The organism is Bacillus sp. ME78 (assembly GCF_903970865.1).
Taxonomy (GTDB): Bacteria; Bacillota; Bacilli; order Bacillales; family Bacillaceae_G; genus Bacillus_A; species Bacillus_A cereus.
The window spans coordinates 204,361-218,402 of the sequence record NZ_CAJCKK010000002.1; the positions used below are offsets into that span (position 1 = coordinate 204,361).

Sequence of the window (14,042 nt, forward strand, 5' to 3'; positions counted from 1 at the left end):
TCATATGAAATTGGACAAAATTATATGATATATTGTCCGAACTTCTAGAATACCATTATATTATATCAGATATTATAGGCAACGTTAGAGAAGGTATTAGTTGACTATAAACGCGGAATTATTCCCAAAAATTTTGAGGGAGGGAATCACTTGGAAAAGGTAGATATTTTTAAAGATATTGCAGAACGAACAGGCGGTGATATTTATTTTGGAGTTGTAGGAGCTGTTCGAACAGGGAAATCAACATTCATTAAAAAATTTATGGAACTTGTAGTTATTCCAAATATTGAGAATGAGTCTGACCGTCAAAGAGCGCAGGATGAATTGCCTCAAAGTGCTGCTGGTCGTACAATTATGACGACGGAACCGAAGTTTGTTCCAAACCAAGCGGTTTCTATCGAAGTAGATGAAGGACTTGAAGTGAACATTCGATTAGTAGATTGTGTTGGATATACGGTTCCAGGAGCGAAGGGCTATGAAGATGAGAATGGCCCGCGCATGATTAATACCCCTTGGTATGAAGAACCTATTCCATTCCATGAAGCTGCAGAAATCGGCACGCGTAAAGTAATTCAAGAACATTCAACAATTGGTGTTGTAATTACAACAGATGGAACAATTGGTGAAATTCCAAGAAGAGATTATATAGAGGCAGAAGAACGCGTTGTAAATGAGTTGAAAGAAGTAGGAAAACCTTTCATTATGATAATTAATACGGTACAGCCGTATCATCCAGATACAGAGCAATTACGCCAAAGTTTATCAGAAGAATATGATATCCCGGTTATTGCAATGAGTGTGGAGAGTTTAAGAGAAACAGATGTATATAATGTACTTCGTGAAGCGCTATTTGAATTCCCTGTATTAGAAGTGAATGTGAACCTTCCGAGCTGGGTAATGGTGCTAAATGAAGGGCATTGGTTGCGTCAAAGTTATCAAGAAGCAGTTCAAGAAACTGTGAAGGATATAAAACGTCTTCGTGATGTGGATCGCGTTGTTTGGCAGTTTAGTCAATATGAATTTATTGATCGAGCGAGCCTAGCTGGCATTGATATGGGGCAAGGTGTGGCGGAGATTGATTTATATGCGCCAGATGAATTATATGATCAGATTTTAAAAGAAGTAGTAGGAGTAGAAATTCGAGGGAAAGATCATTTATTGAAGCTTATGCTCGATTTATCTCATGCGAAAATAGAATATGACCAAGTGGCAGATGCATTGCGTATGGTTAAGCAAACAGGATATGGTGTAGCAGCCCCTGCGCTAGCGGATATGAGCTTAGATGAGCCAGAAATTATTCGTCATGGTTCAAGGTTTGGTGTGAAGTTAAAAGCGGTAGCGCCATCTATTCATATGATTAAAGTAGATGTAGAGTCAACGTTTGAGCCGATCATTGGTACTGAAAAGCAAAGTGAAGAATTAGTTCGTTATTTAATGCAAGATTTTGAAGATGACCCGTTATCAATTTGGAATTCTGATATATTTGGACGTTCGCTTAGCTCGATTGTTCGAGAAGGAATTCAGGCGAAATTATCTTTAATGCCAGAAAATGCTAGATATAAATTAAAAGAAACGCTAGAAAGAATTATTAATGAAGGATCTGGCGGATTAATTGCGATTATACTATAAGAAAAATCCCTCTCACTGTAGAGGGATTTTTTGTTTTTCCGATTATAAAATAGAAAAATAAACAGTCATTATCTAATACATTGTTGTAAATTGTCAAGTTTCATCAGATTTTCACATTTTCAGAGTAACAATTTCCTTAAAAATATTGAATTATAAAGGAGAATCGTATAATATAGGCGTTGATAATGATTTATCTACATCTTTGTAGTATAGAATTTGTAAAAATTGCCTACAAATGAAAGTAAGACTCATTTTATGATCATTATACAGTCTTATCTTTGGGAGGAGGTGAATGGCATGAACAAGACAGATTTAATCAATGCTGTTGCAGAAGCAAGTTCCCTTTCTAAAAAGGACGCAACAAAAGCAGTAGACGCTGTTTTTGATTCTATCTTAGAAGCTTTAAAACAAGGTGATAAAGTACAACTGATCGGATTCGGTAACTTCGAAGTTCGTGAGCGTGCGGCTCGTAAAGGTCGTAACCCACAAACAGGTGAGGAGATTGAAATCGCTGCAAGTAAAGTACCTGCATTCAAACCTGGTAAAGCGTTAAAAGATGCGGTTAAATAATCCTTACATATTAACAGGGAAGAAGAGTTTCCTTTTTGGGAACTCTTCTTTTTGCTTTTAAAAACATAAATATGCTAGAATGTGTTCGTATCACTTTTAGGTTTTCGGGAGGGCTAGCGGATGGCAAAAGTTAATTTAGAACAAATTGAACATGCAGTACGCCTTATTTTAGAGGCGATTGGGGATGATCCAAATCGTGAGGGAGTACTTGATACGCCAAAGCGTGTTGCAAAAATGTACGCAGAAGTGTTCTCAGGTATGCATGAAGATCCGAAAGAGCATTTGCATAAAGTATTCGGAGAAGATCACGAAGAGCTTGTACTAGTAAAAGATATACCATTTTATTCGATGTGTGAGCATCATTTAGTTCCATTCTATGGAGTTGCTCACGTTGCATATATTCCGCAAGGTGGAAAGGTGACAGGGTTAAGTAAATTAGCTCGTACTGTAGATACAATTGCACGTCGTCCACAACTGCAAGAACGTATTACATCAACAGTAGCGAACTCTATTATGGAAGTACTAGAGCCTCATGGTGTAATGGTAGTAGTAGAAGCAGAACATATGTGTATGACGATGCGTGGTGTGAAAAAACCAGGTGCGAAAACAGTAACGACAGCAGTGCGTGGTGTGCTTGAAAATGATGCTGCAGCGCGCAGTGAAATTTTATCGTTTATTAAAGCGAAGTAAAGAAAAGCGGGAAACTGCTTTTCTTTTTTTTTTAGTAAATGAATGATATAGTTTTAGCTAGACAGAGTGAGATTAGAAAGATTGCTTACATGAATGGTAGGTGTAGCCAAGTTTTGGTTATAGAAAATAGAGTGTATGTGTTATAATAAGTTTTATGAATTAGAAAACAAGGGTGATTTTTTGTGTGTGACATCTACGGAGGGTATGCGGGTATAAAAGAGAAATTGATGGAGAAATTACGCCATCCTTATTTTATAAACTATATTGAAGAACCATTTATTGATGAAGAAAAGATAGCATTGTTATATGGTGCTTTAAAGAGTGCAAACTTACATATAGAACAAATTGAGCATTACGTAGTAACAATTATGCTTGTACAAATTGCGCTTGATACGCATGAAAGGGTATCAAATAAAGCAGGCGAGGAAGAGATTGAATTCCATAAATGTCGTCAATTAACAGTACTTGCAGGCGATTACTATAGTGGACTATATTATTATTTATTGTCTATGAATCGTGATATTGTTTTAATTCGTGCACTTGCTGAAGGAATTAAAGAGATAAATGAACACAAAATTATGTTATACCAAAAAGCGCATGAAACGACGGATGACATAATGAAAAGCGTAGTAACGATTGAGTCTGCGCTCCTTCAAAAAACATGTGATCATTTTCATTTATCACATTGGAAGCCATTTGTCACATACGTATTAGGTGGAAATCGCCTTCAAAAAGAAATTCAATTGTATGCTGATAAACAACATTCACCTGTTTTTCAAGCGGTGCAAGATGCTTTAGGGGATAAAGCAGAAGTAGTGATTAATGGTTGGATGATGGAATTGAGAAAGAAAGAAAAACAATTTTTAGAAAATCACACAGACGTAAATGAAATAAATTCTGTGTTAAGGGATAAATAGAAGACATAAGCAATTTTACATTGGAAGAAGGTACGAGCATGCAACAATCAAAAGAAGAAAGAGTACATGACGTATTTGAAAAGATTTCTGATAAATACGATGTGATGAATTCTGTAATTAGTTTTCAAAGACATAAAGCGTGGCGTAAAGAAACGATGCGAATTATGGATGTACAACCTGGCAGTAAAGCGCTTGATGTATGCTGCGGAACCGCAGATTGGACAATTGCGCTAGCTGGAGCGGTAGGTGAGCAAGGAAAGGTTGTTGGCTTAGACTTCAGTGAAAATATGTTATCTGTCGGTAAGCAAAAGGTAGAGGCGTTACAATTAAAACAAGTAGAACTTCTACATGGGAATGCAATGGAGCTTCCATTTGAAGATAATACGTTTGATTATGTAACAATTGGGTTTGGTTTACGTAACGTACCGGATTATATGCACGTATTAAAAGAAATGACGCGTGTAGTAAAACCAGGTGGAAAAGTAATCTGTTTAGAAACATCTCAACCAACAATGATTGGTTTTCGACAAGGGTATATTTTATACTTTAAATATATCATGCCGTTATTTGGAAAGATGTTTGCGAAAAGTTATAAAGAATATTCATGGCTTCAAGAATCTGCTAGTGCATTCCCAGGGATGAAAGAATTGGCCCAAATGTTTGAGCAAGCTGGACTTGAACGTGTGCAAGTGAAACCATTTACTTTTGGGGTAGCAGCGATGCATTTAGGTATTAAACCAGAATCAAAATAGAAAAAAGAAAAAAGAAGTTTTAGGTTAAGGTGAACAATATGAAGTTACAACTTATGTACTCTTTTTTACGATCGGATATTAATGTGATAGAAAAAGAATTAAAAAAGACAGTTGCTTCTGAACAGCCATTAGTAGAAGAGGCAGCATTACAACTTATTGAAGCTGGTGGGAAGCGAATTCGTCCTGTATTTGTGTTGCTTGCAGGGAAATTTGGAGATTATAAGTTAGATGCGATTAAGCATGTTGCTGTTGCGTTAGAGCTTATTCATATGGCTTCTCTTGTTCACGATGATGTTATTGATGCTGCATTTTTACGACGCGGCAGTGCGACTGTGAATGCGAAATGGGGAGATCGTATTGCGATGTATACAGGGGACTATTTGTTCGCTAAGTCTCTTGAATGTATAACAAATATCGAAATCCCAGAGGCGCATCAAGCGTTATCACATACTATTTTAGAAGTCTGTAAAGGTGAAATTGAACAAATTAAAGATAAATACAATTATGACCAAAATTTAAGAACGTATTTAAGAAGAATAAAGCGAAAAACAGCATTATTAATTGCCGCGAGTTGTCAATTGGGAGCGATTGCTGCTGGTGCTAATCGTGATACAGTAAATCGTCTATTTTGGTATGGGTATTTTGTAGGAATGTCTTATCAAATTATTGATGACATTTTAGACTTCGTTTCCACAGAAGAGAAACTTGGAAAACCTGCTGGTGGAGATTTATTACAAGGAAACATAACGCTCCCTGCTTTATATGCGATGGAAGATCCAGTACTTCGTCAAAAAATCACATCTGTACATGAAAATACAACAGCAAGTGAAATGCAAGAAATTATTGATGCTGTAAAAAATAGTCCAGCAATTGATCAAGCATTTGCGTTTAGTGAACGTTATTTACATAAAGCTTTAGAAATAATAAAACCACTCCCACGTGGAAAAGCAAAGTATGCATTACAAAATGTTGCAAAGTATATTGGAAAACGAAAATTTTAATGTTTATTCTAAAAAATAAAATAATCTCTCTATTTCAAAACTATTGCACAATTGTGATAAGGGTGATAATATGTGTGTGGGGATATACAATTACATACATAATTCAGAAGTGGAGAGATTTTTTATGGAAAAAACATTTCTAATGGTAAAACCAGACGGTGTACAACGTGCCTTCATTGGGGAAATTGTAGCTCGTTTTGAGAAAAAAGGCTTTCAATTAGTTGGTGCAAAATTAATGCAAGTCACTCCGGAAATTGCTGGACAACACTACGCTGAGCATAAGGAAAAACCTTTCTTTGGTGAGTTAGTAGACTTTATTACATCTGGACCTGTATTCGCAATGGTATGGCAAGGTGAAGGTGTAGTAGATACAGCGCGTAACATGATGGGGAAAACAAGACCACATGAAGCAGCTCCTGGAACAATTCGTGGAGATTTCGGTGTAACTGTTGCGAAAAATATTATTCATGGTTCTGATTCTTTAGAAAGCGCAGAGCGCGAGATTGCTATTTTCTTTAAAGAAGAAGAATTAGTTGACTACTCAAAATTAATGAATGAATGGATTTACTAATTATTTTGAAATAATTTGTAAACGCTTTAATCACTGTGATAATAGTAAAAAGTGCAAGGAGAATAGGGGTATTCTTCTTGCACTTTTTTTATTTTCAATTAGTTACGAAGTTTGAGCTGTTATGATATATTGATATTTAAATTAGGCCTATCGGAAATATAGAATAAGAAAATGGTCGATTTATGATATAATTTCTTTAATATTTTTAGAATGATAAAAGTTAATATAGTGAGATAAATACATATACGAAAAGAGGAATAACGTATGCGATATATTACAGCTGGTGAATCTCATGGTCCGCAACTTACAACGATTATAGAAGGTGTTCCAGCAGGATTGTCTTTAGTAGCGGATGATATAAACGAAGAGTTAGCTAGAAGGCAAAAGGGATATGGGCGTGGTAGACGCATGCAAATTGAAACGGATCAAGTGCAAATTTTAAGTGGTGTTAGACATGGAGAAACATTAGGTTCCCCTATTGCACTCGTTGTTGAAAATCGTGATTTTGCCCATTGGACAAAAATTATGGGGGCAGAGCCTTTAACTGAGCAGGAAGAAAAAGAGATAAAAAGGAAAGTGACAAAACCAAGGCCTGGGCATGCTGATTTAAATGGTGCAATTAAATATGGTCATAGAGATATGAGGAATGTACTGGAACGTTCGTCAGCGCGCGAAACGACGGTGCGTGTTGCTGCTGGTGCGGTTGCTAAAAAGGTGTTAGCAGAACTTGGTATTAAAGTGGCGGGCCATGTAATTGAAATTGGCGGTGTACAAGCTAAGGAGGTTACGTATAGTTCAATTGAAGAATTAAAGAGTATTACAGAAGCATCTCCTGTACGTTGCTTAGATGACGAAGCTGGTAACCAAATGATGAAAGCGATTGATGATGCGAAAGCAAATGGTGATTCAATTGGTGGAATCGTTGAAGTAATTGTGGAAGGAATGCCAATTGGAGTAGGTAGCTACGTGCATTATGATCGAAAACTGGATGCGAAATTAGCAGCTGCAATTATGAGTATTAATGCTTTTAAAGGTGTCGAGATTGGAATTGGTTTTGAAGCAGCGCATAGACCGGGAAGTGAAGTTCATGATGAAATTCTATGGAATGAGGAGCATGGATATACAAGAAGAACAAATAATGCAGGTGGATTAGAAGGCGGTATGACGACTGGAATGCCAATTGTTGTGCGCGGTGTGATGAAACCGATACCTACACTTTATAAACCTCTTCAAAGTGTAGATATTGATACGAAAGAGCCTTTTACAGCGAGCATTGAACGTTCAGATAGTTGTGCAGTGCCAGCAGCTAGTGTCGTTGCAGAAGCGGTTGTGGCTTGGGAATTAGCAACAGCTTTAATAGAACAATTCGGATTAGATCGTATGGAACTAATTCGTGAAAATATTGAGAAACATAATGAATATGCGAGGGGATTTTAATGGGAAACATACATATTCAAACGAAATCAAAAGAATATGATGTACATGTTGGTAAAGAAGCGTTGTCAAACTTAACAATGATCGTTCAAAATATGCAGCCAGCTGTATCTAACGTAATGATCATTTCAGATGAAGCTGTTGCATCACTACATTTACAGACAGTTATCGATGCATTACAAGTGGAGCAGGACGTGTTTTCGTTTGTTGTACCAAGTGGCGAAAAAGAGAAGTCTTTCGAAAATTTCTATGCGGCTCATACGTCAGCTCTTGAAAATAAATTAGATAGAAATTCTTTAATTCTTGCACTTGGAGGCGGAATGATTGGAGATTTAGCTGGTTTTGTTGCTGCATCTTTTATGCGGGGTATTCGCTTTGTGCAGGTTCCGACGACTTTATTAGCGCACGATAGCGCAGTAGGTGGGAAAGTAGCGATTAATCATCCGTTAGGTAAAAATATGATTGGTGCATTCCATCAGCCAGAAGCGGTTGTATATCATACACCGTTTTTACAGTCTCTTCCTGAAAAAGAGTGGCGTTCAGGTTATGCAGAGGTGATAAAGCATGCTCTTATTGGTGATGTGGAGCTATATCATTGGTTAAAAGAAGAAGTGCAAACATTAGCGGATCTTCGTGATGAGAAGTTAATCCATATATTAACGAAGGCGATTCCTGTAAAGGCAAATGTTGTGTCACAAGATGAAACAGAGAAGGGTGTACGTGCCCATTTGAACTTTGGACATACGTTAGGACATGCTCTTGAAAAAGAGCTAGGGTATGGGAATATTACTCACGGTGACGGCGTAGCGGTTGGAATGTTATTCGCCATATTTTTAAGTGAGCAAGTGTACAAGGTTGATCTTGCTTATGAAGATATGAAGCAGTGGTTCTTGAAATACGGCTATCCAAAAATGCCAAGAGATTTGAATGTAGAGCGCCTCGTTCAATTGATGAAACAAGATAAGAAAGCAAATGCAGGAGCAATTCATATGGTGCTTATGCAGGAATATGGGGTAGTGAATGTCGTATCTATTTCAGATGAGACTGTTCATATTGCGTTAGAGGCATTTCAAAAAGATATGGTTTAAAATGATAGCGAAGTGTTGTGAAGTGCTCATTTAGAGGTATTCTCGTAATAGTGACGGTTATGATAAAAGATTACAGTAAGGGGCTATAACTGTATTGTAATCAAATTGAATGAAATGACTGGGGGAAGAAAAATGAGAGTGAAAGAGCAATTGTTAACTTTGAGAGCGTATGTGCCTGGGAAAAACATTGAAGAAGTAAAAAGGGAATATGGATTATCGAAAATTGTGAAATTAGCATCGAACGAAAATCCATTCGGTTGCTCAGCGCGTGTGACAGAAGCATTAACTTCTTTAGCGAGCCAATATGCCCTTTATCCAGATGGATATGCCTTTGAACTTCGGACAAAAGTAGCGGAACATTTAGGTGTAAAAGCAGAACAACTACTATTTGGTAGTGGATTAGATGAAGTCATTCAAATGATTAGCCGAGCGTTACTACATGAAGGAACAAACGTTGTAATGGCGAATCCTACGTTTTCACAATATCATCACCATGCTGTTATTGAAGGAGCAGAAGTTCGTGAAGTATCACTTAAAGACGGTATTCACGATTTAGATGCAATGCTAGAGCAAGTAGATGATAAAACGAAAATTGTATGGATTTGTAATCCGAATAATCCGACAGGTACATATGTTGAGAAACAAAAATTACTTTCATTTTTAGAATCAGTTCCTAAGTCGGCTCTCGTTATTATGGACGAAGCATATTATGAATACGCGGAAGCAGAAGACTATCCGCAAACATTGCCACTTCTTGAAAAGTATGAAAATCTTATGGTTTTACGCACGTTTTCAAAAGCATATGGTTTAGCTGCTTTTCGTATCGGATATGCGATTGGGGATGCGAAGTTAATCGGACAGCTAGAAGTAGCGAGGTTACCATTCAATACATCAACTGTAGCGCAATCTGTAGCACTCGCTGCATTAGAAGATCAAGCCTTTTTACAAGATTGTGTGAAAAAGAATGCTGAAGGTCTAAATCAGTATTATGCATTTTGTAAAGAATATAACGTATTCTATTATCCATCTCAAACAAATTTCATTTTCTTAAAACTTGGTATACCAGGTAATGAAGCTTTCGAACGATTAATGAAAAAAGGATATATCGTTCGTTCTGGTGCTGCATTTGGTATCGATGATGGTATTCGTATTACGGTCGGTTTGAAAGAAGAAAATGATGAAATTATAGAGTTGCTGAAAGAGCTTGTAAATGAGCAAGTACAGAAAGAAGAAACATATTCTTAAGAGATTGTGAAGGCTCCTATTATAGGAGCCTTTTTTATCGTATTAAAAATAAAGGTTGAAGACTGGTAATTAAGTTATTCTGTAAATCACGGTTTGTATGGCTTGATAATTAGTGAGAGAAGTTATTTGCACGGTCATAAAAGAAAGCGGTACAATAGAAGATGATGATAAGGTATCGGTGTCATATCCGAACCTTTTGAACAATTACCTACTCTGTAAGAAGAAGTATAAGAAGAAGCATGCTCATTCTAAAGGTTGCGTTCTAACAGTGAGTTGCTTATGATAAATGAACAGAAGAGAATATTTTTTAGAATTAAAGGAGACGTTTATGCAAAAGTTTGAACAAGCTGTTTCATATATTGAAAATGGTGAAGCGGAAAAAGGATTACAATTATTAAAAGAACAATTAAAAATTGCAAATGATGAAGAGAAGTATGATATCGCTCGTTACTATCATACACTTGGATTTACAGATGAGGCATTAGCGATTACTGAAGACTTACGTTTACTGTATCCGGAAGAAAGTGAATTCACTGTATTTTTAGCAGAATTATATATTGATCTAGATAAAGAAGATGAAGCGATTGAAGTACTTCATGATATTCCAGAAAATGACGATTTATATGTTCAATCTTTATTACTTGTTGCAGATTTATTCCAAATGCAAGGTTTTGATGATGTAGCAGAGCAAAAACTATTAAAGGCGAAAGAAATGATGCCTGATGAACCTGTTATTACGTTTGGGTTAGCAGAATTATATAGTAGTAAAGGTGAAGAACAAAAGGCAATTACTTATTATGAATCGCTATTAGCTGAACATAAAGTAATGGGTGGTGTTGTAATCGCACTTCGTCTTGCAGAAACGTTAAGTGCGATTGGAAACTGGGAAGAGGCGATTTCTTATTATGAAGCAGGCCTAGAGGAACAAAAAGATATTCACTCATTATTTGGATATGCCTTCACATTATACCAAGGTGAAGAATATCAGAGAGCAATCGGTGCTTGGCAAGAACTAAAAGAATTAGACCCTGAGTACGCATCACTGTACATGTATTTAGCGAAAAGCTATGAAAAAGAAGGAATGCTTCAAGAAAGCTATGAAACGCTTCATGAAGGAATTAAAGTAGATGAGCTTTCAGTTCCGTTTTATGTAGAGTTAGCGAACATTGCGGCGAAATTAGGAAAAATAGTAGAAGCAGAGGAAGTTCTTCAAAAAGCACTTGAGTTAGACCCAGGGCATTTAGGCGCAACATTAAAATATGCGTATATCTTAAAAGGACAAGAAAAGTACGAAGAGTTAATTGCAATTGTAGAGCGTGCTATTGATAGTGGAGAACCAGATACACAACTACTTTGGGACCTTGCGTATGCAAAAAAACAATTAGAAATGTATTCGGATGCATTAAAACACTATGAAAGTGCATATACTTCTTTTAAGAATCATCCAGACTTCTTAGAAGAATACGGTTATTTCTTATTGGAAGAAGGAAAGCGAAAAGAGGCGAAAGAAGTATTTACCCAGTTATTACAACTAGACCCGACACAAATTCATATTGAAGAGTTGTTATATAATTTAGAGGATTTTTCATAAGTTGGAAGGAAACTGAATGCCGCTTCTTGAATCTAAAAAGAAAAGAGAAAGACAGAGGAGGGACTTAATTGCTATGAATACCCCTGTTTCTGTAAACGAGAAGAAGGATTTTGTAAAATGGTTTTTGAATAATTACCAACTGAAACAGCGTGAATGTGTATGGATTCTGAATTATTTAATGAGTCACGACCAATTGATGCATAAAGTCCACTTCGTAGAGCATGCAAAATATTGTCCGCGTGGCTTAGTGATGTCAGCGAATTGTGTGAAAGACACACCGTTTCACTTTTTTAAACAAAATGTTATGACAACAGATGCTGAAAAATCGTTTCATGATATTCGTTTAAATCGAGATGAGGATATTTATATTCAACTCAACTTTAAATCATCGTTTCAAAATGCGAATTATGTAGCTGTATTAGAAGAAAACCCATATCTACCAAAGCATATTGAAGTAAATGAAAAAGATCGTTTACTTGCAGAAAGGTTTTTGGAAGAAAGTGTATTTTCATTTAGGAGAGAACGCCTTTTGAAACAAATTGATGAAGCGTTAGATAAGCAAGATAAGGAAGCGTTTCATAGATTAACGGCCGAGTTAAAGACTTTATAGAATTTATTTGGATTAATAAATTTTTACAAATTTCAGACTTTCGCCAAGAAAAACTACCTATATTGGGTAGTTTTTCTTTTTTTACCTCTTTTAGTATGGTTTAATATATATAAAGTGAAAGTTCTGTCATTTGCAAGTGAAGGAGGGAAGGAATTTGAAGTGGAGTGTAAAAGATGTGGAACAGTTTGAACAAGCAAGAGAGTATGTTGATACAGGAGTAATACCGCTTTTATCAATTTCGGCAGCACAAGAAATGAAAATGGTTGTAGAACAAGGTGAATTTATCGAATTGTTGAGCACGGAATTGGAAAGAGAGTATAAAGGAAGAGTGCTTTTACTACCTGCGTTTACTTATTTGGTAGAAAGTCAAAAGAATGAAAAAGGTCGTTTGCAAGAATGGACAAATCATTTACGAAGCGAAGGTTTTAAGCATATTGCTTATGTTACAAGTGATTTTTCATGGAAAGAGGATATGCAAGAGTTACAGGGAGATTTATTTTGGTTTCCTTCATTAGCATTAGAACAATTTAGTGATCAAGCAAAAAGAGAAGTTATTCATGCACATATAAAAAATATAATGGTGATGTTGGAAGAGAAGTGGGGAAACTCGCAATAAACAGAAAGTTCTTATTATTATGAGTAGTATGATATTGACCTGTGCATGAGCGTATTATATCATGATAGTGTCCTAGTTTTTATTTTTTATATAATTTATCACGAGGGGACAATTTCTGATAGAGGGGGGAAATTTTCGTGAGCGAGAAAGAACATCGCGTGTCAAGAAGACAATTTTTAAATTACACACTCACAGGGGTAGGAGGCTTTATGGCTGCCGGTATTTTAATGCCGATGACGCGATTTGCGCTTGATCCGGTATTAAGAAAAGAAGCCGGAACAGATATGGTTGCTGTTGCGCAAGTAAAGGATATTACAACAGAGCCGAAGCGTTTCGATTTTAAAGTGAAACAGGTTGATGGTTGGTACAAGTCTGAAGAACCAAAATCGGCTTGGGTTCATAAAGATGAAAGCGGAGACATTGTTGCGTTCTCTCCAGTATGTAAACATTTAGGATGTACAGTTAACTGGAATTCGGACAAAGCACATCCGAATCAATTCTTTTGTCCATGTCACGGGGGTCGTTATACAAAAGATGGGATGAACATTAAAGGTACGCCACCCCTTGCTCCGCTGGATGTGTACGAGTCTAAAGTGAAAGATGGAACGCTGTATCTAGGAAAAGCGAAGCCAAGAGGGGGTGCAAAGTAGATGTTAAATAAAATTTATGATTGGGTAGATGAAAGATTAGATATTACACCGATATGGCGTGATATCGCTGATCATGAAGTACCTGAACATGTAAACCCGGCACATCACTTTTCTGCATTCGTCTATTGCTTTGGAGGACTTACCTTTTTCGTTACTGTAATTCAAATTTTATCTGGAATGTTTTTGACGATGTATTATGTGCCTGATATTAAAAATGCTTGGGAATCAGTTTACTATTTACAAAATGAAGTTGCTTATGGGCAAATTGTTCGTGGTATGCACCACTGGGGTGCTAGTCTCGTAATTGTAATGATGTTTTTACATACACTCAGAGTTTTCTTCCAAGGTGCGTATAAAAAGCCCCGTGAGTTAAACTGGATTGTTGGTGTTCTTATTTTCTTTGTTATGTTAGGTCTTGGTTTTACCGGATATTTATTACCGTGGGATATGAAAGCTTTATTTGCTACAAAAGTAGGGATTCAAATTGCAGAGCAAACACCGCTCATTGGTCCTTATATTAAAACATTACTCGCTGGTCATTCCGAAATTGTTGGCGCTCAAACATTAACTCGCTTCTTTGCTATTCACGTCTTCTTCTTACCAGCAGCACTTCTAGGTTTAATGGCCTTCCACTTCATCATGATTCGCAAACAAGGTATTTCCGGTCCACTATAAGAG

15 protein-coding genes are annotated in these 14,042 nt (G+C 36.5%); all 15 read left to right on the top strand.

The window, feature by feature from the left end; translation table 11 throughout:
* Nucleotides 1-150: 150 nt before the first annotated feature.
* The 15 genes from spoIVA to qcrB all read left to right on the top strand — a co-directional run bounded on the left by spoIVA (nucleotide 151) and on the right by qcrB (nucleotide 14,039).
* Nucleotides 151-1,629: a stage IV sporulation protein A gene (gene spoIVA / locus H6481_RS04730; protein ID WP_000416519.1), complete on the top strand. Its 1,479-nt coding sequence runs from the start codon at nucleotides 151-153 to the stop codon at nucleotides 1,627-1,629.
* Between the two features lie 297 nt (nucleotides 1,630-1,926).
* The gene (locus tag H6481_RS04735) at nucleotides 1,927-2,199 is read left to right on the top strand and encodes an HU family DNA-binding protein (RefSeq protein WP_001043860.1); all 273 of its coding nucleotides are present in this window, start codon (nucleotides 1,927-1,929) and stop codon (nucleotides 2,197-2,199) included.
* Between the two features lie 120 nt (nucleotides 2,200-2,319).
* Nucleotides 2,320-2,889: a GTP cyclohydrolase I FolE gene (gene folE, locus H6481_RS04740; RefSeq protein WP_001151481.1), complete on the top strand. Its 570-nt coding sequence runs from the start codon at nucleotides 2,320-2,322 to the stop codon at nucleotides 2,887-2,889.
* 182 nt (nucleotides 2,890-3,071) lie between these two features.
* Complete coding sequence (locus H6481_RS04745) at nucleotides 3,072-3,806, top strand: heptaprenyl diphosphate synthase component 1 (RefSeq protein WP_182811105.1); 735 nt, start codon at nucleotides 3,072-3,074, stop codon at nucleotides 3,804-3,806.
* Nucleotides 3,807-3,844: 38 nt separating this feature from the next.
* Entirely contained in the window at nucleotides 3,845-4,558 is a 714-nt protein-coding gene (menG, locus tag H6481_RS04750; RefSeq protein WP_001187668.1) for a 2-heptaprenyl-1,4-naphthoquinone methyltransferase, read from the top strand.
* A 38-nt stretch (nucleotides 4,559-4,596) separates the two neighbouring features.
* On the top strand, nucleotides 4,597-5,559 hold the full coding sequence (gene hepT, locus H6481_RS04755; RefSeq protein WP_000776079.1) for a heptaprenyl diphosphate synthase component II: 963 nt from the start codon (nucleotides 4,597-4,599) through the stop codon (nucleotides 5,557-5,559).
* Nucleotides 5,560-5,683: 124 nt separating this feature from the next.
* Nucleotides 5,684-6,130, top strand: a complete 447-nt coding sequence (gene ndk / locus H6481_RS04760) for a nucleoside-diphosphate kinase (RefSeq protein ID WP_000415883.1) — start codon at nucleotides 5,684-5,686, stop codon at nucleotides 6,128-6,130.
* Nucleotides 6,131-6,394: 264 nt separating this feature from the next.
* Nucleotides 6,395-7,567, top strand: coding sequence for a chorismate synthase (aroC, locus tag H6481_RS04765; RefSeq protein ID WP_001269379.1), 1,173 nt, complete (start codon nucleotides 6,395-6,397; stop codon nucleotides 7,565-7,567).
* Nucleotides 7,567-8,652: a 3-dehydroquinate synthase gene (gene aroB / locus H6481_RS04770; RefSeq protein ID WP_000526809.1), complete on the top strand. Its 1,086-nt coding sequence runs from the start codon at nucleotides 7,567-7,569 to the stop codon at nucleotides 8,650-8,652. The genes aroC and aroB overlap by 1 nt, the downstream gene beginning before the upstream one ends.
* Nucleotides 8,653-8,784: 132 nt before the next feature.
* Nucleotides 8,785-9,897 (top strand): histidinol-phosphate transaminase, encoded by a 1,113-nt coding sequence (gene hisC / locus H6481_RS04775; RefSeq protein WP_001264022.1) that lies wholly within the window; start codon nucleotides 8,785-8,787, stop codon nucleotides 9,895-9,897.
* 328 nt (nucleotides 9,898-10,225) lie between these two features.
* Complete coding sequence (locus H6481_RS04780; RefSeq protein ID WP_001168673.1) at nucleotides 10,226-11,488, top strand: tetratricopeptide repeat protein; 1,263 nt, start codon at nucleotides 10,226-10,228, stop codon at nucleotides 11,486-11,488.
* Between the two features lie 73 nt (nucleotides 11,489-11,561).
* Nucleotides 11,562-12,098, top strand: a complete 537-nt coding sequence (locus H6481_RS04785; protein WP_001095925.1) for a ReoY family proteolytic degradation factor — start codon at nucleotides 11,562-11,564, stop codon at nucleotides 12,096-12,098.
* Nucleotides 12,099-12,252: 154 nt separating this feature from the next.
* Nucleotides 12,253-12,714, top strand: coding sequence for a YpiF family protein (locus H6481_RS04790; RefSeq protein WP_000872171.1), 462 nt, complete (start codon nucleotides 12,253-12,255; stop codon nucleotides 12,712-12,714).
* A gap of 137 nt (nucleotides 12,715-12,851) precedes the next feature.
* On the top strand, nucleotides 12,852-13,364 hold the full coding sequence (qcrA, locus tag H6481_RS04795) for a menaquinol-cytochrome c reductase iron-sulfur subunit (protein WP_001290420.1): 513 nt from the start codon (nucleotides 12,852-12,854) through the stop codon (nucleotides 13,362-13,364).
* Complete coding sequence (gene qcrB, locus H6481_RS04800) at nucleotides 13,365-14,039, top strand: menaquinol-cytochrome c reductase cytochrome b subunit (protein WP_000932700.1); 675 nt, start codon at nucleotides 13,365-13,367, stop codon at nucleotides 14,037-14,039. It begins immediately after the preceding gene.
* Nucleotides 14,040-14,042: the final 3 nt, after the last annotated feature.